At 49.3% G+C, this 22,099-nt stretch carries 21 protein-coding genes; 4 read left to right on the top strand and 17 right to left on the bottom strand.

Annotated features, from left to right (window positions below; all coding sequences use genetic code 11):
* Positions 1 to 151: 151 nt before the first annotated feature.
* Together L0156_06520 and L0156_06515 are read left to right on the top strand one after the other, a co-directional pair.
* The gene (locus L0156_06520) at positions 152 to 349 is read left to right on the top strand and encodes a hypothetical protein (protein ID MCI0602651.1); all 198 of its coding nucleotides are present in this window, start codon (positions 152 to 154) and stop codon (positions 347 to 349) included.
* Positions 350 to 387: 38 nt separating this feature from the next.
* Positions 388 to 1,641: a DUF4147 domain-containing protein gene (locus tag L0156_06515; GenBank protein MCI0602650.1), complete on the top strand. Its 1,254-nt coding sequence runs from the start codon at positions 388 to 390 to the stop codon at positions 1,639 to 1,641.
* Between the two features lie 104 nt (positions 1,642 to 1,745).
* Here L0156_06515 and L0156_06510 read toward each other — a convergent pair whose 3' ends face one another.
* Positions 1,746 to 3,110: a PAS domain-containing protein gene (locus tag L0156_06510; protein MCI0602649.1), complete on the bottom strand. Its 1,365-nt coding sequence runs from the start codon at positions 3,108 to 3,110 to the stop codon at positions 1,746 to 1,748.
* 116 nt (positions 3,111 to 3,226) lie between these two features.
* Here L0156_06510 and L0156_06505 point away from each other — a divergent pair, with 116 nt between their 5' ends.
* Positions 3,227 to 4,141, top strand: a complete 915-nt coding sequence (locus L0156_06505; GenBank protein MCI0602648.1) for a hypothetical protein — start codon at positions 3,227 to 3,229, stop codon at positions 4,139 to 4,141.
* Positions 4,142 to 4,143: 2 nt separating this feature from the next.
* Positions 4,144 to 5,490 (top strand): replication-associated recombination protein A, encoded by a 1,347-nt coding sequence (locus L0156_06500; protein ID MCI0602647.1) that lies wholly within the window; start codon positions 4,144 to 4,146, stop codon positions 5,488 to 5,490.
* Here the strand turns inward: L0156_06500 and L0156_06495 are convergent, their stop codons facing one another.
* From L0156_06495 to L0156_06420, 16 genes are all read right to left on the bottom strand, one after another.
* The gene (locus tag L0156_06495) at positions 5,491 to 7,182 is read right to left on the bottom strand and encodes a hypothetical protein (GenBank protein MCI0602646.1); all 1,692 of its coding nucleotides are present in this window, start codon (positions 7,180 to 7,182) and stop codon (positions 5,491 to 5,493) included.
* 84 nt (positions 7,183 to 7,266) lie between these two features.
* Positions 7,267 to 7,881 carry a hypothetical protein gene (locus tag L0156_06490; protein ID MCI0602645.1) on the bottom strand — a complete coding sequence of 205 codons (615 nt, stop codon included), beginning with the start codon at positions 7,879 to 7,881 and terminating at the stop codon, positions 7,267 to 7,269.
* Between the two features lie 103 nt (positions 7,882 to 7,984).
* Positions 7,985 to 9,379: a TldD/PmbA family protein gene (locus L0156_06485; GenBank protein MCI0602644.1), complete on the bottom strand. Its 1,395-nt coding sequence runs from the start codon at positions 9,377 to 9,379 to the stop codon at positions 7,985 to 7,987.
* Between the two features lie 102 nt (positions 9,380 to 9,481).
* Positions 9,482 to 10,972, bottom strand: a complete 1,491-nt coding sequence (locus tag L0156_06480; protein ID MCI0602643.1) for a TldD/PmbA family protein — start codon at positions 10,970 to 10,972, stop codon at positions 9,482 to 9,484.
* Between the two features lie 80 nt (positions 10,973 to 11,052).
* Entirely contained in the window at positions 11,053 to 11,835 is a 783-nt protein-coding gene (locus L0156_06475; protein MCI0602642.1) for an enoyl-CoA hydratase-related protein, read from the bottom strand.
* Between the two features lie 8 nt (positions 11,836 to 11,843).
* Positions 11,844 to 12,698: a 3-hydroxyacyl-CoA dehydrogenase NAD-binding domain-containing protein gene (locus L0156_06470; protein MCI0602641.1), complete on the bottom strand. Its 855-nt coding sequence runs from the start codon at positions 12,696 to 12,698 to the stop codon at positions 11,844 to 11,846.
* Positions 12,699 to 12,799: 101 nt separating this feature from the next.
* Complete coding sequence (locus L0156_06465) at positions 12,800 to 13,978, bottom strand: acetyl-CoA C-acetyltransferase (protein ID MCI0602640.1); 1,179 nt, start codon at positions 13,976 to 13,978, stop codon at positions 12,800 to 12,802.
* 112 nt (positions 13,979 to 14,090) lie between these two features.
* Entirely contained in the window at positions 14,091 to 14,585 is a 495-nt protein-coding gene (locus L0156_06460; protein ID MCI0602639.1) for a hypothetical protein, read from the bottom strand.
* A gap of 30 nt (positions 14,586 to 14,615) precedes the next feature.
* Entirely contained in the window at positions 14,616 to 15,410 is a 795-nt protein-coding gene (locus L0156_06455; GenBank protein MCI0602638.1) for an RDD family protein, read from the bottom strand.
* The gene (locus L0156_06450; protein MCI0602637.1) at positions 15,394 to 16,407 is read right to left on the bottom strand and encodes a stage II sporulation protein M; all 1,014 of its coding nucleotides are present in this window, start codon (positions 16,405 to 16,407) and stop codon (positions 15,394 to 15,396) included. Before L0156_06450 ends, L0156_06455 begins: the two co-directional genes overlap by 17 nt.
* A gap of 98 nt (positions 16,408 to 16,505) precedes the next feature.
* Positions 16,506 to 17,840: a DUF58 domain-containing protein gene (locus tag L0156_06445; GenBank protein ID MCI0602636.1), complete on the bottom strand. Its 1,335-nt coding sequence runs from the start codon at positions 17,838 to 17,840 to the stop codon at positions 16,506 to 16,508.
* A complete protein-coding gene (locus L0156_06440; protein MCI0602635.1) occupies positions 17,837 to 18,799 on the bottom strand; it encodes a MoxR family ATPase in 963 nt (320 codons plus the stop codon). The genes L0156_06445 and L0156_06440 overlap by 4 nt, the downstream gene beginning before the upstream one ends.
* A 2-nt stretch (positions 18,800 to 18,801) precedes the next feature.
* Complete coding sequence (locus tag L0156_06435; protein MCI0602634.1) at positions 18,802 to 19,935, bottom strand: hypothetical protein; 1,134 nt, start codon at positions 19,933 to 19,935, stop codon at positions 18,802 to 18,804.
* Positions 19,932 to 20,741, bottom strand: a complete 810-nt coding sequence (locus L0156_06430; protein ID MCI0602633.1) for a hypothetical protein — start codon at positions 20,739 to 20,741, stop codon at positions 19,932 to 19,934. Before L0156_06430 ends, L0156_06435 begins: the two co-directional genes overlap by 4 nt.
* Positions 20,738 to 21,544 carry a hypothetical protein gene (locus L0156_06425; GenBank protein MCI0602632.1) on the bottom strand — a complete coding sequence of 269 codons (807 nt, stop codon included), beginning with the start codon at positions 21,542 to 21,544 and terminating at the stop codon, positions 20,738 to 20,740. Before L0156_06425 ends, L0156_06430 begins: the two co-directional genes overlap by 4 nt.
* A complete protein-coding gene (locus L0156_06420; protein MCI0602631.1) occupies positions 21,541 to 21,861 on the bottom strand; it encodes a rhomboid family protein in 321 nt (106 codons plus the stop codon). The genes L0156_06425 and L0156_06420 overlap by 4 nt, the downstream gene beginning before the upstream one ends.
* Positions 21,862 to 22,099 lie beyond the last annotated feature (238 nt).

Here is a 22,099-nt window from a genome sequence, read left to right as displayed (position 1 = left end):
ACCGCGATTAAAAAATAGACATTTTAGAGAACTTTTTTGCTCCTTGAACGTCTAAATAATTTAGATAAGTTACCTAAATTCAACAGCTTAACTGTTAAACCGGAGAATCCGGCATGGAAATTGCTGATGAAAATCAGTGAGGAGAACGAAAATGTTAGATGCTTGGATCATTGAAAGAATAAAAAAGGAAAAAGAGGAAGAGGAAAAGAAGCAATGGGAGCCGATACCGCTGCCTCTCGAGGAATATCCTCGGGAACCGGTAAAACGGGAGAAAAAACAAGAACAGAATCGTGGGGTCGTGGTTTTCGAGCTCCAGGGTTGCAAAGATTCAGAGACGTTGATTCTCTAGATCTTTGGAACTCTGGAGCTTTTCGCTATCATCAGAATGTGGCAAGTACTTCTGATTTGCTGAACATCCTGAACGCCGGCATAAACGCGGTTCGTCCTACTTTCCTTTTTCCTCCGATTCTTTCCGAAGACCGGGCCGAGATTGCCTCTTGGAAATCACCCTCAACAAGGAGATTCCTCCTCGCGCTCGGCAAAGCCTCTGTCCAGTCTGCTAAATCGATCCTTGCCGAAACAGCGTGCGAAGACTACTTCATCCTTACCCCGTACGAGAATCCGGACCAAACCATAAAAGTACATTTCGGCAGCCACCCGATTCCGGATGAACAGAGCTACCAATCCACGCTTGAACTCGTGGACTGGCTCCAAAAATTGCCAGCCGGAAGTTCACTCCTGGTTATCTTATCAGGAGGATCTTCCGCTCTTTGCGTGCTTCCGCTACCCAGCGTTGGGCTGAAGGCAAAAATGAAAGTGAACGATCAGCTGATCCGCTCGGGCGCTTCGATTCAGGAAATCAATGCCGTGCGCAAACACCTCTCCGGAGTGAAAGGCGGTCAACTCGCAAAACACGCTTGGAATTTGGAAACCGTCGTTCTGGTAATCTCGGATGTGATTGGCGACGACCTTTCTTCTATCGGTTCCGGGCCCTTCTACCCTGATCCTACTACATTTTTAGATGCCAGAAATATTCTTGAAAAGTATGACCTCTGGACTCAAATTCCCAGGGATGCAGCCGAAACGATCGAAGCCGGCGTTGCAGGTTCAATTCCGGAGACTCCCAAACCCGGATCCACGCATCCTGTCCACAGAATCATTGCTTCGAATGATATCGCACGAAAAGCAGCAGCGGAGCGAGCCGGCACACTTGGTTACTCTGTTCGCTACTTTGAACAACCGTTCAAGGAAGATGTGGAAAAGGTAGCTAACTCCATCCTGATGGAAATAGAACAGAGTTCCACGGGGACCGCCCTCATTTTTGGCGGTGAGATTACGATCCGTGTGAGCGGAGATGGAACAGGTGGCAGAAATCAGCATCTTGCGCTTCTCATGACTGAAAGGTTGTTTGGGAAAGATGCCGTCTTTGGCGCCGCCGGAACTGATGGGATTGATGGAACTTCACAGGCAGCCGGCGCATGGACCGATGGACAGACGCTCCGGAAGGCTTCGGGAATGGAATCCTTCCGGAAAGCCGTCCAGAATTGTGATTCGTACAACTATTTCCACGCGATCGGACAGAACATTGTGACCGGCCCGACGGGAACAAATGTGATGGATTTGTATGTGGCGCTGTTGTAAAAGTAGTGGCAGAGCATTTCCCCACTCGGATTCTGTTAATGCCGATTATAAACAATATCTCAATCTCTGATCTGGATCGAATAATCTTGGGAAATGCTCTGCAACTACATAGCAGTTGGCGGAACACTTTGCGATTCGACTTTGAATTCGCCTGCCGAGGCTTTATTCTCTGACAATTTCATTAGGGCGCCGACCATTCTCACCGGTTTTTTTTCTTCATTGAAAACAAGATATCCACGATCCAGCACGTTCGCGTAGGAGTCGTCGGCACAACGAAAACGATATTCCAACATCACAAAGGTCTGGCCACTATTGATGGCATTTTGCACTTTGGCAGTCATCTCCTGTCGATCATCCGGATGCAACTGATCAACCCACCACTCGTAAGGAACTTCTTTTGCAGGGTGTCCGTAAATGTGCTGAAGATTCTCATTCCACCAGATCTCGTTGGTTAGCAGATTCCAGTCCCACAGCACTTCATTCGTGGCGCGTGAGTAAAGGGTCAGCATTTCGCGAACGCGTTGCAGCTCCCATTCCGCACGTTTTCGTTCTAATGCATTGACAAACATGTCGCCGGCCATTTTCAACAGTGAAATAGTATCGTCCGACCATTCCTTTTGCGCCCGAATCGCCTCAAAACCGAGACATCCCACAACCTGACCGCCATAAATCAAGGGAATGCAGATCAGTGACTGAATTCCAGCGACTTCGAATTCGTGTTTTTCGGCCCCGGCTTCCGGCGGCAAATCACTGGTGTGGTCCACTCGAATTGCTTCCGCTTGACTCAGCTTCTGAATCGACCAGACGAATTCCCGTTCCGCCAGGATGCGGCGTCGTTCGCGCTGAGATTCGATTCCTTCGCTGCACCACTCATAATTCATGAAGGAGCCGGCGGAATTCTGGAATTCGAAAAGATAACCCCGGTCAACACCGGCGAACTCACCGATTGCCTGAAGCGCCCGGTTGATACCTCGATCAATTTGATCCAGCGGAATGTTGATGAAGTGGGTTGAAATTGTCGCTATGAGTTTCTCAAACTCCAACCGGTAGCGGAGCGCTTCTTCCGACTTTTTTCTTTCAATGGCATACTTGATCGTACGGATCAAAAGCGTCCCACTGGTTTGTCCCTTCAACAAATATTCTTGCGCGCCCTGGCGCACGGCTTTCAGAGCAACCACCGTATCATCTAAACTTGCCAGCACAACCACGGGAATGGAATCACACGCCATACGGAATTGAGTAAGCTGATCCAGATTGATCTTTCGGGAAAAACTGAACAAAAGGAGATCGGACGCCGGGGCTTCCCGTAAGGCATCCTGCAGGTTCGTAACGTGAAGAACCTCCGATTGAGAAGCCGCGTAAGCCAGCGTCTTACGAATGAGCTCCGCGTCTACCGGATCGTCTTCGAGTAGTACAATCTTGAATTGATCCCCATGCACAGCCGCTTTCCCCTGTATGTGAATCATCATACACCTTTCTAGGAAACTTGAATAGCTCAGTCTTTTGACTTACTTTTTCTGCTATGGGGAGACTACCTTTTGGAGGCTCCGGTCCAGATTGCTTGGTATCAAGGCTGAGTGGAAAAATGGCCGAAATAAAGGGAGGAGGGAGCGTATATAAAGCTCGCAAGACTCCCACCAAAATTTATCCTTCTTCACCCCCAAAAACGCCGGATGGCATTGAGTTCCTGTATCATACGATCAACCGGGAGCGAGCCGATCAAGTGGAAGCAGCTTTTCAAGACCGAATCGTAACGACCCAGATCCTCTATAAACCGGCTATTCTTGCGGGCGCCAGGGTCAATTTTTCCGGCAATCGCTGGCAGATCCATTCCGAAAGGGATCTCTGGAAAATTGTTCCTTTTCCTTCGAAACATCAGGTCTGTGACTGGAACGAAAACCTGAATCCGAACTGGAACCCTCACGATTCCGGGACGACGGCGGAGCCTGATTCCTTCTTCATTTACGACAACAGTTACGATTTTTCAGCCGATCGTTTTGAGGAGTTGCAAGAAGAATTCCTCCAACATTTGCTATCCAGCGTTGTGCTGGAAATTGAATACAATCCCTATTTCAAAATGGACCGCAAGATCGATGAATCTGCTGATGCCTTTCTCGGCCGATGCATGGAAAGAGCCCGTGCTGAATTTGAAAAGGAGGTCCACAATCTTACCGAAACCCTGCACCGGCTGAAAGACCGCTTGCAACAAAGGCTCGAGCGGGAAGAGACGTTTCAAGACGAAATCGAAGCGCATGATTCAAAGACCACGATCGAAGATATTAAGAGAGAGATGGAAGACCTCGAGAAACAGACGCAGGCCAAGTTGTCTGAATTTGAAGAAAACCTTGCCGGCATCGCAAAAGAAAGTGAAAGAGATATTTTGCGAATCAACCGAAGTCACACGTCGTTGCTGCGTTTTGCTCTCATCTGGCTTCCCTACATCGAATATGTGATTCAAGAAAAAGATTCGCGACGCCTGGAGCTCGTCCCCTCCTTCTAACAATGAAAGAACCCACGACTCCCAGTCTCTTCGCAAAACCTGCGCGAAAAGCGGCACCCGGACCTCTGGCGGACCGCATGCGCCCGCAGACTTTCCATGAGTTTGTGGGACAGGAAGAACTCACAGGACCGGAACGGATCCTGCGTCGAATGGCGGAATCAAAGCAGCTCCGCTCGATGATCTTCTGGGGTCCTCCCGGTGTCGGGAAAACCACGCTTGCAAGATTGCTCGCAAAATCCGCCGAAGCGCACTTCATTACTTATTCCGCAGTCACTTCAGGGATTAAAGAAATCAAGACTGTAATGATCGAAGCGGAACAGCAGCGAAAGTACTACGGTCGCCAGACAATCCTCTTCATCGACGAAATCCATCGTTTCAACAAAGCGCAACAGGACGCCTTCTTGCCTTACGTAGAACGGGGGGACATTATTCTTCTGGGCGCCACCACCGAAAATCCTTCCTTCGAAATAAACTCAGCCTTACTATCACGTATTAAGGTTATCGTACTACACCAGTTGAGTGTGGAGAATTTGCGAACAATCGTAGATCGGGCTTTGACGGACAAGAAAGAGGGGCTGGGAGAAACCGGATTAAAGCTCGAGGAAAGCAGTATGGATGTGCTTCTCCGGATGTCCGATGGGGACGCGCGCACTGCCTTAAACCTGCTGGAAATTGCATCCGATCTTGCGATCTCCGCGGGCAAAAAGGAGATCTCCGCTTCCGAGCTTGAGGAGGCGCTGCAGCGCAAAATGCTTCTTTATGACAAGAAGGGGGAAGAGCACTACAATGTGATCTCCGCTCTCCATAAGAGTCTGCGCAATAGCGACCCGGATGCAAGTCTTTACTGGCTGGCCCGAATGCTGGAAGCGGGAGAAGATCCGCTCTACATCGCACGGCGGCTCATCCGCTTTGCAAGCGAAGACGTAGGAATGGCCGATCCCCAGGCTCTCGCGGTTGCTGTTGCGGCGCAGCAGGCTACTCACTTCATCGGAATGCCGGAAGCAAACACAGCTCTTGCTCAGGCGGTTGTTTATCTTGCGACGGCGCCCAAAAGTAACGCCCTCTATGAAGGCTATGCGCGTGCAGCACAAGCAGTGCAGGAAAAACCGAACGAACCTGTTCCTCTACACATTCGAAACGCTCCAACTTCTTTGATGAAGGAGCTGGGCTACGGCAAAGGATACCAGTACGCGCACGATTATGAAGACGGCATCACGGATATGAGTTGTTTGCCGGAATCACTGGCAGGCTCGAAATATTATGATCCCACCGATCGCGGTTTCGAAGCCGATATCAAAAAAAGGCTCGAGGAATCAACACAAAGACGCAAAGATGCAAAGAAAAAGTAATTACGGCAATTTCGTGATGACTTTCCCTTTGCCGCCGGTGGCGGACTTGAAATAGGGCTTCCATGCTCTTCGAATTTCATCTACCCGCGCAATTAACGCTGGATCTGGAGTATTTCCCGAATCGACAAAGAAAATGAAGGCTACTCTCCATTTCTTTTTTGCGTTTGCGCTTGTTGGATCTCGCGGCCCTTCAGCAGCGATAATGTCGTCCACCGTGACGTTCACTCTTGATGCAGTAATTGTGATCCCTTCTTCAGGTGCGGCTGCTGGGTTACCGCCTCCACGCAGAACAAAGAAGGGAGGCACAGCAGATGGAGGGATCAGACCCATGATATAACGATCCAGCGCGCTGTAGCGTTCGGTCGCCTCAATCGAAGTAAATGAATTGTTGCCATTATCCTGCCAGTTGTTTCCTTCCATATCAGAAGCGTCGCTGTCCAGGAACCAGCTCCAGTGTGATTCGTCACGACCCAGAATCTCTGTCGAAGTAACACCTCCAATCACCGCTCGCGGGAAGGCCAACCAGCGGTGCCCCATTTCCTGGCCCATGATGTCCAGCGTGTTATTGGTGCCGAGAAAATTCTGATGAACATCAACGGGATATTTATTGATGTTGTCCATCATCAGGAATCCTTCCAGCTTGTCGCTCCCGAAAAACTTTGAAAAATCGAAAATACCCCGGCCAATTCCTTCATCCTGATTCTTGACTGCTGAGAAAAATGCGAAGGCTCCTGTTCCCGAAAGCCAAAAACGGTCCGTAAAGATGGTAATCAGCTCGAAAATTCCAGGATGAGTTGAGTGGAATTCCTGGATAATTCCAACATAATCCAGGTCTTTCCTGGACGCGAATCGTTCGATCACGGCGTCACCAATGTTGGGCGTCGGATTTACAGTTGAATAGTCGACAAAAAGCGCACTTCCCGGTCCGGTATTTCCAGGTGAAATCCCGATCACTGCATCGTCCCCATCGACCTGCGAACCATACACGATCTGAATGTGCCCACGTTTATACAGTGTCACCTGAATTGTATTAAGGTTGTTCGTGCCAAATTCCGGAACATCCACCCAGGTCACACGGAATTTCGTTCCTGACTGTAAGACTCGGACTTCGCCACCATCCGATGGATCGAGGTCAGCGAAGAACGGAGCAACCCTGGGAGGTCCTTGCAGTGTCCGAAAAAGATCGCGCGGCGTGCTCGCATCATCCTTTTCTGTGAACGTTAAATTGCCATCCGAATTGATGAAAACCGATGTATAGGTGGTTCCGAAGAAAGGAAAACTAAATCCCGAAGTGAAATTAACCTGCTCGGAATCGTCATCTCCGAGTGTGATTGCTGAACCCTGAGATCCGGCTACGCTTCCTCCACGAACGCGCAGCTTATAGATACCGGCAGCCTCATTCAGAAGTATCTTCTTCCCTTGCAAATCAAAAGAATTGGGCTGGATGATGGTGCTCGGGCTTCCTTCAATTACCGCAATCTCTCCAACATCCTCATTGATGTGCGGAGGCTGTTGCTGCTGTGATACTCGCTTCGCCTGCACTCCCTTTCGGTGGCGATCATTTTCTTTGATCATGTATTCCGTCTGGCTCGTTCCGCGTTTCGTTCCGCACCAGCGGCCCTTTTCTGTTTTTGCGAACAGGTTAGTCGCCGTAAAGGCAAAAAGAATCACCAATAAGATTCGCAATTTCATGGAACCTCCCTCAAAGAGTGCCAAAGTCATGAGTCATCAGTGATGAGTTCTCATTGCTCATCACTCATTACTTTGCACTTTATTTCAAAGGCTTTTCCGGTAGGCACTGACAAACAAACGCAGGCAGTATAAATAAACTCCACTGGCAAACTTATCAGGCGACTTCAAAAGCTCATTTAAATATTTCTTCTTGATGCGGAAGCGTTGTTGCAGAATCAAGTCTTCCATCTTTTTGGTTACTTTGCTTTCTTCTTTCTTCGTCTTGGTGACCAGCAAAATGTCATCATCAACCGAGAAATCAAAGTAACCGGCAAATTCCAGCAATTCACCGTCCGATACAAACCTGTAATCCTTGTCTTCGGCAAAATTCTTCATGATGTTTGCCGCGTTCTTGCTGCTCAGTTCCGCTTTGATCCTTTCCCGAAAGCGGTCCAGATTAAAACCGGGCGCATAAACGTTTCCCGAAACTTCTATGTAATGGTCGCTTTCCACTTTGAGCGCCTTCAGACCAAATGTGTACCCCATAACGGTGACCAGAGGCGCTACAAAATCCGGACGATTCCGAAGAGGCACACTGTACTCATCCATATTGATTCCGGGACCCAAGAAAAAATTGCGATAGCGATGCATCACTTTAATGAGAACGTCATCAATTTTTTCTAAAGTGGCGTCCTTCTTTTCAGCCGTCGTCTCTTTCATGGAATCTCCTGGAGATTTTAAGTGGGTGAACCTCTATTATAGCAAACGATGAGGTAAATGAAGTCAGCATCAACAAAGTATCGCGGACGTCTCGTCTGCGGAGTTATTCTCCTGTACTTCCAATGAACCGAACTTTCTGAATCTTCATCGCAGGAACCACACTGGAAGAGGGTAGCAGCGCTCCATAAACATCGGGATCATGAACCAGCTCCGGATCGGACAGCATTTCAACGTGGTTAAAAGCCTCCACAACACTTTGCAAATATCGCATATTTGCGACCGGAGCGACAATTTCACCACCTTGCACGAGAAAGGTGCCATCCTTTGTCATTCCTGTAAGCACAACATGCCTGGAATCAGCGATGTTTGTGTAATGAAAACGGGTCACATAAATCGTCGGTTCTTCCGAAGAAGCGATCATGTAATCGAGCGATTGATCATCTCCCGCCACGTACAGGTTCAGGGGGAACGCTCCCAGGTGTCGCTGGCCTGCACCGAGCGAATGACCGGTGCTTTTTGCATTCGCCTTTGTAGCCAGCAGGCCATCATAGGCAACGTTGCGCGCAATACCATTCTGAATAAAGTAAACCGGCGTCTTCGGAGTTCCCTCCAGATCAAACGGCAGAACATATCCAGCCGGATTATTTCCGTCGTCCCAAATTGTTATATTTTCCTGCATCACTTTTTGGCCGATTTTACCGCACAGAAAACTTTCCTCTTCGTGGTAGCTCAGTCCATTAAATCCAATGTAGGAGAGAAGATCGATCCATTCGCAGACAGCAGCCGGCTCAAGAATGACGTCATAGTAGAGTTCTTCCCCAGGTTTTTTCCCTGCAAAAATATCTACAGGTTTTTTGTTTTGAATCCGGCATTTCGAAATCAAATTTTCTAAAAACGATTCGAAATTCAGATCCGTCACATGAGCGGATGCAATGGATCCGTAAGCCGAATCATGAGCTCCCTTTAAGATGACGCTCATGTTGGCATCCGTAAACGAGGTATAGGCCAGCGTTTCAAGTGAATTCGCGACCGCAATTTCACCGGTCCCCGTATGAAATTTTGCGGAGGTGATGAGACTTTCAGACTTAGCGCGCTGGATCAACTTTTGAATGACTTTTGCGCGTTCCTGAGGTGTGTAACCAGCTGTTTTGTCGGAAAAGAGACCGTTTTTTGTGCCACTGAAGAATGAATCGAGTCTGAGCGGGCCGGGAAGCTGGGCCTTATGCAGAGTTGAATCGTACGCAATATCGATCGCTCGTCGAATTGCTTCTTCGGTCAGAACGCTTGTGGAAGCTGAACCGATTCGCAAGTTATGAATAATATCCACAGCAAGCCTGGCCTCTGTCTCCGATACGTTCTGATGGATTTGCGAGTTCGCCACACGCGTAACGCTGCTATCCCAGCTCAGCAAAAGGAAATCGACAAAATCAGGCTTTTTCGATCTGGCATACTTTAATGCCGATTTCAATATTTCATAGCAATGTTTTTCACCAATCATACGAACTCTTTTTTAACAAAAGGACGCAAAGAGCGCAAAGAAAAAGCCCATTTTTTTATTTTTCGTTTTCTTCGCGTCCTTTGCGACCTTCTGTTCAAATATCTACTTCTTTCGGGAACCAACTTTTACGTTACGGAAACGGGCAGGGGACGCGGCGTGTCCGACAACCATGATCTGTCCCGGCTGTCCTTTGCCGCAATTCGGAGTGCCGTAAACTTGCCACATTTTGCTATCACATACAGCATCACAAGATTTCCAAAAATCGGTTGTCATCCCAGTATAATGGGCGTTCCTGTAGAGCTGGCCTATTTTCCCATTGCGAACTTCCCGCGCTACTTCCACTCCGAAGCTGAAATTCTTTCGGAGATCATCAATGCTCCAGCTCACATTCGTATCCAGTAAAACTCCCTGATCAGTGGATTCGACCAAATCCTCCCATTTCGTCTGACCGGGTTCCAGATAAATGTTGGTCATTCGAATCAGAGGAATGCGGTTGGAGAAAGATGCTCTCATTGTTCCGTTGCTCGCAGAAAAGTAGTCGCGACCCAGAAGTCTGTTCGCTTCCGTAACCGTTTCGCGCGAAGTAAGCAGGTTTATAAGAACGCCTTCCTGAATTAGGGGAAACTTCTGCGCCTCAACGCCTTCATCATCAAATCCAAAACTACCGATTCCTCCGTCAAGGGTTGCATCCGCTTTCACATTCACCAGCGGCGATGCATAGGCGAAAGATCCGATCTCATGCAGAACAGGCGTCAAAAAGCTCCCGCCTGCATAGGTGATTTCAGTCCCCAAAATCCGGTCCAGCTCTACGGCATGTCCGATTGATTCATGGATTTGAAGACAGAGTTGATTCGGCATCAGAATCACATTCGTTACACTCTCCGGACAATCCGGCGCGGTTAAGAGCTCATCTGCTTCTTCAGCTATTCGCGGAGCATGTGTGAGGAGATCAAGCTCTTCTATAAAATCGTATCCGCGTGTTGCAAAGTTTCCCCGGAAGCTGTTGGGATAAGATCGTTGCTGGACCTCTTCCCCTTCCACTGATTTTGCGCTGATTCCACCGCCACTGATTGTGATTTCCTGCGTTATCGAAGAGCCTTCGGTTGATACGAACATCTTGCGGATTCGATGAAAGGTTAAATCACATTCTCTGATTTTTACTTTCTTGCCGTGCTGACGAATCAAATTGTCGGCACGAACCAATAAATCGACTTTTTCTTCAAGCGACACTTTAAACGGATCTATTTTCGTGGGACTGATGTATCGTGCGTCCTTCCAGATCACATTGGAAGCGAGCTGAACACCGTACTTTTTCGTGATCGCACTTGCCCTGGCAATCTGAACCGCCATTTCCACGACCGTGGAAATTTCCTTTTCCTGAATCCGGAAACTCGACGCGAAGCCCCAGACACCGTCCAGAAGCACACGAACTCCAAAACCCGCGGCCTCGGAATGCTCCAGGTTTTCGACTACACCATTCTTGACTGTGATCTCTTCACTCTGTGAATGCGGAACAAGGCGTACATCTGCGTAGTCAGCCCCACGTTTCAGGGCCTCATACAATACCCTTTCGCAAAACTCCCTTTCATCCATATTTTATTTTTTACCGCAGAGAACGCAGAGGACGCAGAGCTATAAGAGAAATTTTTTCTCTCTGCGTACTCTCCGGTGAATTATTTGCCTTGGAATTTGGCAGCACGTTTTTCGACGAAGGCGCTGGTGCCTTCCTTCATGTCTTCCGTTGTGCAACTTACCGCGAAGAGATTCGCTTCCAGGTTCAAGCCCTCCGCCAGTGTGAGCTGGCTTCCATGTATCGCAGCTTCCATTGTTAGTTTCACCGCAACAGGTCCGTTCGCGATGATTTTTCGCAGCAGTTTTTCAGATTGTTGCAGCAAGTCAGCCTGTGGATAAACTCCGTTTACCAAACCGATTTCATAGGCGTGCTGCGCAGTGATCTGTTCACCGGTCAGCAATATTTCCAGTGCCCGTCCCAGCCCGACCAATCTCACGAGTCTTTGCGTGCCTCCGTAACCGGCAACGATTCCCAGTTTCACTTCCGGTTGGCCAAGTTTGGCGTTTTCCGATGCAAGGCGAATATGACAGGCCATCGCAATCTCGCAACCGCCACCGAGCGCGTAGCCATTGACGGCAGCCAGCACTGGCTTTCCTAAGTTCTCGATGATTTCCAGAATATGATGACCACGCCGGGAACGATCCTTGCCTTCCAGTGGCGTCTGTTTGGCAAGCTCATTGATATCGGCGCCGGCAATAAACGCTTTCTCGCCCGCTCCCGTAAAGATCACCGCGTGCACATCTTCCCTTCTCCGGATTTCCAGAAAGACTTGACGCAGTTCTTCCATCGTCTGGTCGTTCAGAGCATTCAACACTTTCGGACGGTTTACCGTGACCATTCCAATTCCGTCTCTTACTTCCCACAGGATGTTCTGGTATTCCATAAGTTCTCCTACTTTTTGGTGTAGTCGTAAAATCCTTTGCCGGATTTTTTCCCATATTGTCCCGCTAAAACCATCCGCTTTAGCAGGGAGGGTGGTGCAAACCGGGGATCCTTGAATTCATCGAACATAATATTAGCAATGTAGTACGTAGTATCAAGGCCGACGAAATCGAGCAGCGTAAAGGGTCCCATAGGATGGCGACACCCGAGCTGCATTCCTTTATCAATGTCTTCGATACTCCCAAAGCCTTGTTCATACGCCCGAATGGCGTCGAGCAAGTAAGGCACAAGCAGGCGGTTCACAATAAAGCCCGGTTTATCGGTCGCCGCAACCGGTTTTTTGCCGAGTGATTCGGCAAAGCTGTAAACCTGCCGGAAGACATCTTCCGTGCAAAGAATGCTCCGGACCACCTCCACGAGTTCCATGATCGGCACAGGGTTGAAGAAGTGCAAGCCCACGAATCGTTCCGGATGTTTGCTGGACATCGCCATTTCAACGATCGAAAGCGAAGAAGTGTTGCTGCAAAGGATTAAATCCTCCTTGCAAACCTCGCCCAACTTCTGAAAAGTCTGTCTCTTTAAATCCAGGATCTCGGGAATTGCTTCGATGATGATGTCCCGGTCAGCCATATCTTCTAATTCTGTAGTACCGCGAAGGTTTCGCATGACATCTTCCGCGCTCACCTTGAGCTGTCCTTTTTCAGCCATTTTGCCGGCGAATTTCCTGATGCCTTCGATCCCCTTCTGCAAGAGATCAGAATTCACTTCCCGAACAAGTGTGTTGTAACCGGCAGTTGCACAAACCTGAGCAATGCCGGACCCCATCAGTCCGCACCCCAAAACACCAACCTTGCGAATTTCCATATATAGAGTCTCCTATTTTTACCGCAGAGGACGCCGAGAACGCAGAGAAAAAAATAAGAATTTTGTTTTAACTCAGCGGCCTCTGCGTGCTCTGCGGTGAATTAAAAAGCTTCGACGACCATGGCGATCCCCTGACCGCCACCGATACAGGCAGTCGCAACACCGATTTTTTTCTTCCTGCGCCGAAGCTCCAACAGCAACGTCAGTACAAGACGTGTTCCCGTCGCACCGAGCGGATGTCCTAAAGCAATCGCGCCACCATTCACATTGACTTTTTCCCGGTCAAGTCCCAGCAACTTTTCCACGGCAAGATATTGCCCGGCGAAAGCTTCATTGACTTCCACCAGATCGACATCCGTTAATGACAGGCCTGCCTTCTTCAAAGCTTCCTGCGTTGCAGGCACAGGACCCGATCCCATGATTCTGGGCTCAACGCCAACATAGGCCCAGGAAATAATCCGCCCCAGAGGCGCGGCGTTTCGCCGTTCCGCTTCGCGCGAGCTACAAACAAGAACTGCTGCCGCGCCGTCCACGATTCCACTTGCGTTCCCAGCCGTGACAAAACCGTCTTTGCTGAAGTGAGGTTTCAATCCCGCCAGACCTTCCAGTGTCGATTCAGGCCGCATGTGATCGTCGCGATCAAAAAGCACAGTTCCCTTTCGCGAACGAATTTCAACAGGAACGATTTCTTCTTTAAACTTTCCCGCTTCCCACGCGGCCGTCGCAGCTTTCTGGCTACGGAGCGCGTACACGTCCTGTTCTTCGCGACCGATATTACACTCCCGGGCAAGGTTATCGGAAGTTTGCGCCATATAAAAACCACAGTAGGTATCCATCAAAGAAACCATCAACAAATCTTCAAGCTGGCCTTCTCCCAGCCGCAATCCTTTGCGCAAACCACGGATCACATGCGGAGCCTGGCTGAGCGATTCCATTCCACCAGCAAGAACGATTTCTGCTTCCTCCAATTGAATCAGATGCGCGGCTTCGACAATCGATTGAATTCCGGAACCACATAAACGATTCACGGTCAGCGCAGGAACAGAAACGGGAACTCCGGATTTTAGCGCCACGTGACGGGCGCCATAAATTGCGTCCCCGCTCGTCTGCAAAGCATTTCCAAAAATGGAATGTTGAACTTCTTGAGGGGCCACACCTGTTTTCTGTAGCGCGGCCTTTGCAGCAATTGATCCCAGATCGATGGCGCTGAAATCGCTCAAAGATCCGTTATATTCGCCCATCGGTGTCCTCATGCCACCCAAAATCACAACATCTTTCATATCACTTCTCCAGGCATTTAATAAAACCACAGATAAAACCACAGATGAACACGGATAATTTTTCGAATTTCCTAGCAGAATCTGTGTTCATCTGTGGTTTCAAAAAGGAGACTCAGTTCTCGGTGCGTAGCTGCTGCTCCGCCTCCGAATCCAGCTCGCGCAAACGATAGAACTCAACAGAGTCTTTAGGAATGTCTTCGAACATCTGGGAAAGCCGAAAAGATTGAACAGCGCAATTCCAATTCTTCAGATGGTAATGCGCAACACCAATATTGTAGTAAGGAAAGTAATCAATGAACCACATACCGTAAATGCGGGTAAACTTTTGCGGACGTTCACGCCGGTCCAAAGACGCAAGCAAACTATCCAGTGCGCGCTGCCAATCTTTCTTCTTCTGCATTGCCATCCCAAGCTCATAGTGATAGTACCAGGGATAGGTCATTTCGTTGGCCTGAGGAAGACGGCATCGCGTCCTGATTTCTTCTTTGATTTTTTCGACTTCCATGTCGGAAAGCAAATACGTTTTCCGCTTGAAGTCAAGCAGAGAAGGTTCTCCGGCAAAAGCAATGCTTGCCATCAACCCAAACAGTATCAGCCACCTTTTCATAGCAACAATAATAATATCAAGGTAGGGACGTTACGTCATCATTGGCGTTTTGACTGCGCCTTGTTTCTGGAACAAGAGATCGACAATATTGCGGACGTATTGTTCATCGGTAAGTCCTTCGACTGCATCGTCAGGGAATGGAACGACCTGCTTCAGGTGGTCCGCAACTTGTTGAAACAAATCCACTCTAGGGACCGGTTGAAGGCGGTCCCGCCTTAGAATCGCTTGAAGAGCGATTCCCGCTTCTTCGACGCTCAACCTTTGACGCAAACGGGCAGCAAGATGCGGATAGTTCCGGAAGGAGTTGTATTTCCCTGCCATCACCTGGCTCAAATCCGGTTCACTCAAATAAGGATCGCGCACAACGATTGTGTTTGCTGCGAGGTCTCCGAGCCGCTGCGCGCGTTTGGTGAAAAAGCAAACAATTCCTCCCACTGTATACAAAAAAGGAAGTGAATCCACGAAGCGGAGAAGATTTCGAATCATGATCTGGCTGAATTGCAAACGCAAACCTTGAACATCCATCACCCGAAGCCGTAACAATCGCTTGCCGAGAGTTTGTCCACGCCAGCGCCATTCGGCCAAAATCGGATAACCAATCGACAATACAAAAAAAGCGATAAAGAAAAATGCATTGGCGAGATCCGCGCTTAGAATTCCAAGGACCGAGCAAAATAGACTTAGCAGAAAAGTCGCTCCCGTTATGCACGAAGCATCCAAAAACCACGCAAGGAAACGGGTGATAGGACCTGCAAGAAGGAGCGGAAAAGCGATGCCTTCAGGAGTCCGAATCACCAGAACATTGGTCTTACTGCTCTGAAACACCTGTTTGTTCTCCTTTTCCTGAACGGGCCAGGAAAAAAATCAACAAAAGAAATTCCAACGATCCGAAAGCGATTTTGGCTGAGTAGGGAATTACCGGTTCATGATACTGGGAAAGAAATGCTTCTATGATTCCAGCCCAAACAAGCAAACAGGCAAATCCCCCCGCCAGAGTTACAAGGTCACCGGAAATTTCACGAAATCGCGCGCGGAATGTATTTCTCGCGCCGCTGCCGATCAGCGTTTTTGCCACCAGAAAACCGGCCTGTCCCGCAATTAGAATCGCAGGAATTTCGATGACTCCATGAGGCATCAACCATCCCAGTAAGAATTTCATTTCCCCGGCCAGTATGTAGTCAGCGCAAACGGCTCCCAGGATTACACCATTGTAGAAGAGCAGCACGATCACACCCACTCCAAATGTCATTCCCATCGCAAGCGTGAGAAGCGAGACTTTCGTGTTATGAGTCATGAGCATCGTAGAAAAGGAAGCTTTTTGGCCTGACATGGGATCCCTTTTTGCCGCTTTCTCTTCCAACCTTACCCGTTCGGAAGGGTCCATTTGCAAATGCGAGAAAGGCATCAATATTCCTTTTGCTTCCGGATCAAAACTGATTGCGACCGCTCCGAAAGCGGCTCCCGCAAAAGTCAGCAAACACGCAAATGCAAATGCGCGTGAATATTTGCGAAATGTCTGAGGGAAGGTTTTGAAAAACCAGTTGAAAGGAGAAAACCGATGCGGTTTTTCCCGCGCTTCATGGATTTCGCCATAAGCCCTTGCGACCAGCGTTTCCAGGTAACGGCGAATCTCCTTTTCGGCTGCAAAAGTGCTGATCTTCGCGAGATCGGAAGAAGCTCGTTCATACAGATAATGGAAACGGCGCAACTCCGGCAGATTCATTTTCCAGTCCGGCTGGACCTCCACCCGCCGCAGGATACTCTCCAGCTCCTGCCAGTGCGGTTGCTCAGCGTTTATGAACCTCGGAACGTCAATTAACATAAAAAGAGTAGCGCGGGCGTCTCGCCTGCGACAAAAATGATAACCTATACGAGTTCCGCAGGCGAGACGCCTGCACTACTTTGATAAAGTTCAAGGGTTCAAAGCAATTGCCGTTCCTTGACGGCGAAATACTGGTTCACCAATTGGACACTCATGTCCGATAAATGCAATTGCGAAAGCGGAATGCCATAACGATGCAACACATTCTGCAAGTCTTTCAAATTCTCCCAAACGATATGTCCACTCAACCGTTCGTAAACTGAATCCACAGAATTTACATTTGCGTCTTCGAACAATGCGAGTGCGCCTTCCGGCCGGATCATGTTTACCAGCAACAAATGGTGGCGCGCAACCAGAGATGCGCTGTTGACAAAACTTTCTGCGAGCATCGGGTCATTCAAATCTGTCAACACAACCAGCAATGCTCTTCGCCGCAGGCGCAACCGCACAAATGAGAAAAGATCTTCATAATCCGGAGTCACCAGCTGCGGTTGCAGGGTGTATAGCAGATCGCGGCAAGCATGATAATGAGCTTTTCCGTTGCCCGCGCGAAGAAAGCCCTGGACACGGTTGCTCAATGTTATAGCTCCAAAAAGATCTCCTTGCTGCTGCGCAACCATTCCCAGAATCAGTGCTGACCGAAGGAAAAACTCAAGTGCTGTTTCGTGATTGACCTGCCTCGCGGATCTTCGCGAGAAATCGACAACCACATAGACCTCCTGTGTTCGTTCAATTTGAAAGACCTTCGTGATCGGGCGTCCGCGTTTTGCGGTTGCCTTCCAGTGAAGTTGATCGTAAGCATCCCCCGGAACGTACTCTCTTAATTTTTCAAACTCTCGGCCCTGTCCAACCATTTTTCGCGAGTGGGATCCGTATTCATCCCGGTTCAAGAACCGCGATGCAAGTTTCTTCCGTTCTTCCAGCAGATTCGGATAAACCCTCAATTCACATTCCGTTTTCTGCACTGAGCGCAGATTCCACAACCCCAGTGGCGAAATGTATTCCACGTAACAATGATTCAACGTGTACTTGCCTCGCTTGATTCCCTTGCAGGGCCACTCGAAATGAGAGTACTCCGAACCTTGCGGAAGCTGAACCGATTGATCATAAGACGGTGACTCCACTTCCAGCGGAAAAGGCAATCCGATCCGTATCCGTCTCGCGTTTTGATCCGGATTTTGAATTCGCAGCGGAAGCGATCCCTCCCTGTCCTTGGATAACCGGAGCAAGGCCGGTAAAACGATGCGAACGGATCCCTTTCGGTAGTTTCCGATCCATGCATCCGCGATCGCGGTAAGCGCGATGGCAACGAAACTGATTTGCGCCACAGCGGGAGAGGTAACGGGAACGAGCAACGCGAACGGAAGTACGATTGCCGCAAAAAACAGGAGCCGGTTGCGCGGCACAGTGCGGTACAAAACAGGCAATTTCATCGTGGCACGGAAACCTGCTGCAACAAGTTTTGAATCACTTCATTGACTGACATCCCTTCCAGCTCGAATTCCGGTCGAAGAATCAAACGGTGTTCGAGCACCGGTTGCGCCATTGCTTTGATGTCATCGGGAGTAACAAAGTCTCTCGCAGAAAGCACGGCGTTCGCGCGGCTCGATAACAGTAAAGCCTGCGTCGCGCGCGGACCCGCTCCCACCAGAACCGCCTGATGTTTGCGTGTGTTCCGCACGATTTCCACTACGTATCGCACAAGTTCTTCGCGAACCACCACTTCGTCCAGAGCGTGCCGCAACAAGGCAAGCTCTCCATCTCCCAGGACTTGCTGCACAGCTCCGGATGCGAGCACCGACTCAGGAGCGGAAGTGCCCAACATCCTTTGAGCGAGCTCCAATTCTTCCGCTTCGTGGGGATAATCCATTGTGATTTTGAGCATGAATCGATCTTTCTGCGCTTCCGGTAATGGATAAGTTCCTTCATACTCAATCGGGTTTTGCGTGGCAAATACGGTGAAGCTCGGAGAAAGGAGGTAGCTTTCCCGGTCGATCGTCACCTGGCGTTCCTGCATTGCCTGCAGCAAAGCAGATTGGGTTTTTGCCGGCGCGCGATTGATTTCATCTGCAAGCAGAAAAGTCGTAAAGATCGGGCCTTTGACCAGCATGAATTCATTTTTCTGTAGATTGAATACGTTCGTTCCAATAATGTCGGCGGGCATCAAATCCGGCGTGAATTGAATGCGCTGGTTGGGACAGCCAAGAACCTGACCTAGTGTTCGAACAAGAAGCGTTTTCGCAACGCCGGGAACTCCTTCCACCAGCGCGTGGTTGTTGGTAAATATTGTAATGAGTGCCCTGTCGACAACCTCTTTCTGGCCAATGATGACCTTGCCTATCTCTTCGCGTGAACGTGTAAGTACATCCTTCAACCGATCCAGACTCTCCATCTTCACCTTCTCTGTTTTAGCGCCCGGCCGAGCGCATTATAAGCGGCAGGCAGATTCCTCTGCCGTGCCGGTTTCGCTTTTTCACCGACCACAATGGATTCCATTTCCTTCTGTTTCGCCTCTGTGATATTTTTTGCACTCTTTTGCCACTCAGAAAAAGAGACCGATAGTAACTGTTGTACAGGAACATTTCGCCGCAAAAGATTCGTTAAACCCGCTATCGATTCCTTTCCTGATTGCGGTGTCATAACGGATTCCTGTTCCGGCGCAACCAGAGGGGCGGCGCTCTTCCAGATGAATAGAAGAGCCAGCAGAACGAATGCTGAAAGGAACCACTCCAGATCGTATTTGCGAGCAAGATACATCACGCCCGAATCGGACGCGATCCCATGATGATATTCATCAAAGATGACGGATTTCTTATTTCCCACCAGCCAGACAAGAAGATCCGGTTGGGGTTCTTTGGCCATCGCTTCATTGGAAAGGAAATAAGATTCAGCAGACAGAACAATGCTTCCGCGTCCGAACTTGCGTTCGATGATAAAGGGATGTTGTGCACGTTGATAAATCGTTTTCCAATCCGCGTGCACCGTTTGAAAATAGAGCGGTGTATGAGCGGAGATGTTACGAGGAAGTCCGGAGTCCCGGAAATCCTGCTCTAAAAAAGCGCCCCCGGTGACTTTCTTTTCAGAAAAGATTCTAACTCCCCAGAGATCACCCAGATCAACAAACCGGCTGAGTTCCTCCGTGATGGACGACACCACGCCTCTTTCTTTCGGTGGCTTGTACAGACTGATGACCATTCTTCCACCATTACTAATAAAGTAGTTCACTTCCTCCGCTATACTTTTGGGAACATTCGCCAGCGCAGAGGGTTCCATTCCAAGCACAAGGAAAGTCGAATCGAATCTGTTCTTCATTCGTGAGAACGGTTCGTGATTCCTTTCCGTGTGGAAGTCGCAACAGATTTCCAGAGATTCATAAAATGCTTTCGTTCCAGTCGGATCGGTCCGCAGTGAAGAATAATGGGGGTAGACGTCTCCGGAAGAGAACCTCAGCATCATCAAATAGATGATTCCAAAAATAAACAGGGCGATCACCATCCAACCGAGTATCAGGGAAATTCTGTTTTTCAAGCCGCTCTCTTTACCGTTTCGACATTTTCCATAAATTTTTTGAGCAGGTCGTCCGTCACGGGATGCATTCCATACCAGACACGATCCACGGAAGAAACATTTTCGTAGAATGCTTCCTGCATGCCTTTTCGATCATATGCGCGGCGCCTCAATTCCTGCCAGTACTCGCGGTTCGATTTGAATTTGGCTACCGTGATGAATTGCGATTGAGCAAGATAGGACAGAGTAGCCATGAACATAGCGCGCAGAGCGAGCCGGAGCTCGCCACGAGCCAGAAGGTCTTGCGCCATTCGCTGCCAGCCTTCTTCCGGAAGCTGGTCCGCAACCAGATTTTCGTCCGCGATATCCGGCAAAGGAAGAATCGCTTCCGCCTGAACCGCTTCTGCCTCGCGCATTCTTTTCCGGTGCCGCCAAAGAAAGAACACAAGGATCAACAGCAGAAGCGCAATCAGGACTATGATCATCACGTTCAACTCTCCGGCTGACCACTCCTTAGAAGATCCCGGAGGCGATCCGGAATCGAATTGCTTCCGCAACCATTCTTTAAACTTGTCCCACCATTCTGAGATCGGCTTCCAAACACGCTTCATAAAGTTGGCAACGCCTTCCAGGAACTCAAACAGCAACCCCTGCTCTTCTTGTTGTACAACTTCGCGCGGCATTCTCCATTGATATTCGCGTTGCGCAATCACCTCTTTGATGGCGCGATCCAGCTGTTCTGCGGTTTCTTGACTTTCATTCGCTTCAATAAAACCGCCAAGACACCAAGACGCCAAGATAAAACCAAAAAGTATTTTTGCAGTCATGATGCTTTGGGAAGACTTTTCAGCTCTGCTATCAGATCGGCTCCGGTTTCTACGGATTCTCCGTAAAAACACCGGAGAGTATAGACCACTGCGATGAGTGGATCGATGCAGAGATATGTAAACGCGGCAACAACTGACAAGAATGTGGTGTTGAGCATTTTCATGCCGCTTAAAGTAAAAACAGTTTCTATGCCGAATAGCATGCTCATTAATTCCGGAATCATCAGAAGCGCAATTCCTATATTGAGGAAGACAATCAAGCTGAATATGAGCAATATAAACAGCAGTCTGTGGTTTTGGGCCGGCCACAACGATGCAAGCCTCCAGCTGGTTCGCATAACTTTGCGAAGATCCAGATCCTTGCCGTCTCCCACAATTAGAAGATTCTGAAAAAAAGCGAAAGTCCAGCCAAAAGGCAAAAGAATCAAAAGCGAGGCCGGCTGCACAAATAAGCTATATGGTTGCAGGATCAACTGAGTGGCCACCAGTCGTAAGATGCGGCCGGCAGAGTATTTTTCAGCGGGTCTTCCCATGAGATGGGAATACACGCTACTGCAAAAAACGGACTGCCAGCATTTCATCCAAACATAAAGGAGTGAAATACCAAACGCTGCCTCAGGAACGTAACGATAAGCGAAAGGTCCCCTGCTCATATCGGCCCAGAAGTAAAGGAAGCCAAGCAAAAAAGGAAACGTGCCCAGGAAATAACGAAGCAAAAGACCGAGCGGGGCCTGTCGAAGCAAATGAACAGCTTCTTCCAAAAGATCCAGTGAGCCGCGAATCTGACTCGTGTTTATCTTCATGACGCTTCTTCCTGCCAGACCGATCCTTCATGAAATTCATCCGGCATCAGCAAGAGAGCCTTTCCAATATAGTAGAAGAAGATCCACAGAATCAGGATGCTGATGCACATCTGCATCACACGAAACAGGACAGCAACGCGCGGAGATTTTTGCGCCAAACCACGGGTCTGGCTTTTCAGACACGCGGCGCATAAGATGCGGTCCTCATGCTCCGTGATGCACTCACGACAAAAATATCGCCCGCACTCCGGACAACGCGCTGCCGCCTCCCGTTGCCAGTGATTGGCACATCTGCGCAATGCAAGCTGTTGTTCCATAACTCAGGCTCTAATGAACAAAAGATAACAAAGATTGTGAGCAAAGTAGCGCGGGCGTCTCGCCTGTGAGCAAAGTAGCGCGGGCGTCTCGCCTGTGAGCAAAGTAGCGCAGGCGTCTCGCCTGTGAGCAAGGTAGCGCGGGCGTCTCGCCTGTGAGCAAGGTAGCGCAGGCGTCTCGCCTGCGGGCAAGGTAGCGCGGGCGTCTCGCCTGCGGGCAAGGTAGCGCGGGCGTCTCGCC

It is taken from the genome of bacterium (genome assembly GCA_022616075.1).
GTDB lineage: Bacteria > Acidobacteriota > HRBIN11 > JAKEFK01 > JAKEFK01 > JAKEFK01.
The sequence above is the reverse complement of the archived record's forward strand: the minus strand, read 5'-3'. Positions and strand labels throughout refer to the sequence as shown.

Coding starts and splice junctions, on each gene's coding strand:
- L0156_06520 (MCI0602651.1), top strand. CDS start 152: ATGTTAGATGCTTGGATCATTGAAAGAATAAAAAAGGAAAAAGAGGAA.
- L0156_06510 (MCI0602649.1), bottom strand. CDS start 3,110: ATGATGATTCACATACAGGGGAAAGCGGCTGTGCATGGGGATCAATTC.
- L0156_06505 (MCI0602648.1), top strand. CDS start 3,227: ATGGCCGAAATAAAGGGAGGAGGGAGCGTATATAAAGCTCGCAAGACT.
- L0156_06500 (MCI0602647.1), top strand. CDS start 4,144: ATGAAAGAACCCACGACTCCCAGTCTCTTCGCAAAACCTGCGCGAAAA.
- L0156_06495 (MCI0602646.1), bottom strand. CDS start 7,182: ATGAAATTGCGAATCTTATTGGTGATTCTTTTTGCCTTTACGGCGACT.
- L0156_06490 (MCI0602645.1), bottom strand. CDS start 7,881: ATGAAAGAGACGACGGCTGAAAAGAAGGACGCCACTTTAGAAAAAATT.
- L0156_06485 (MCI0602644.1), bottom strand. CDS start 9,379: ATGATTGGTGAAAAACATTGCTATGAAATATTGAAATCGGCATTAAAG.
- L0156_06480 (MCI0602643.1), bottom strand. CDS start 10,972: ATGGATGAAAGGGAGTTTTGCGAAAGGGTATTGTATGAGGCCCTGAAA.
- L0156_06475 (MCI0602642.1), bottom strand. CDS start 11,835: ATGGAATACCAGAACATCCTGTGGGAAGTAAGAGACGGAATTGGAATG.
- L0156_06470 (MCI0602641.1), bottom strand. CDS start 12,698: ATGGAAATTCGCAAGGTTGGTGTTTTGGGGTGCGGACTGATGGGGTCC.
- L0156_06465 (MCI0602640.1), bottom strand. CDS start 13,978: ATGAAAGATGTTGTGATTTTGGGTGGCATGAGGACACCGATGGGCGAA.
- L0156_06460 (MCI0602639.1), bottom strand. CDS start 14,585: ATGAAAAGGTGGCTGATACTGTTTGGGTTGATGGCAAGCATTGCTTTT.
- L0156_06450 (MCI0602637.1), bottom strand. CDS start 16,407: ATGTTAATTGACGTTCCGAGGTTCATAAACGCTGAGCAACCGCACTGG.
- L0156_06445 (MCI0602636.1), bottom strand. CDS start 17,840: ATGAAATTGCCTGTTTTGTACCGCACTGTGCCGCGCAACCGGCTCCTG.
- L0156_06440 (MCI0602635.1), bottom strand. CDS start 18,799: ATGGAGAGTCTGGATCGGTTGAAGGATGTACTTACACGTTCACGCGAA.
- L0156_06430 (MCI0602633.1), bottom strand. CDS start 20,741: ATGACTGCAAAAATACTTTTTGGTTTTATCTTGGCGTCTTGGTGTCTT.
- L0156_06425 (MCI0602632.1), bottom strand. CDS start 21,544: ATGAAGATAAACACGAGTCAGATTCGCGGCTCACTGGATCTTTTGGAA.
- L0156_06420 (MCI0602631.1), bottom strand. CDS start 21,861: ATGGAACAACAGCTTGCATTGCGCAGATGTGCCAATCACTGGCAACGG.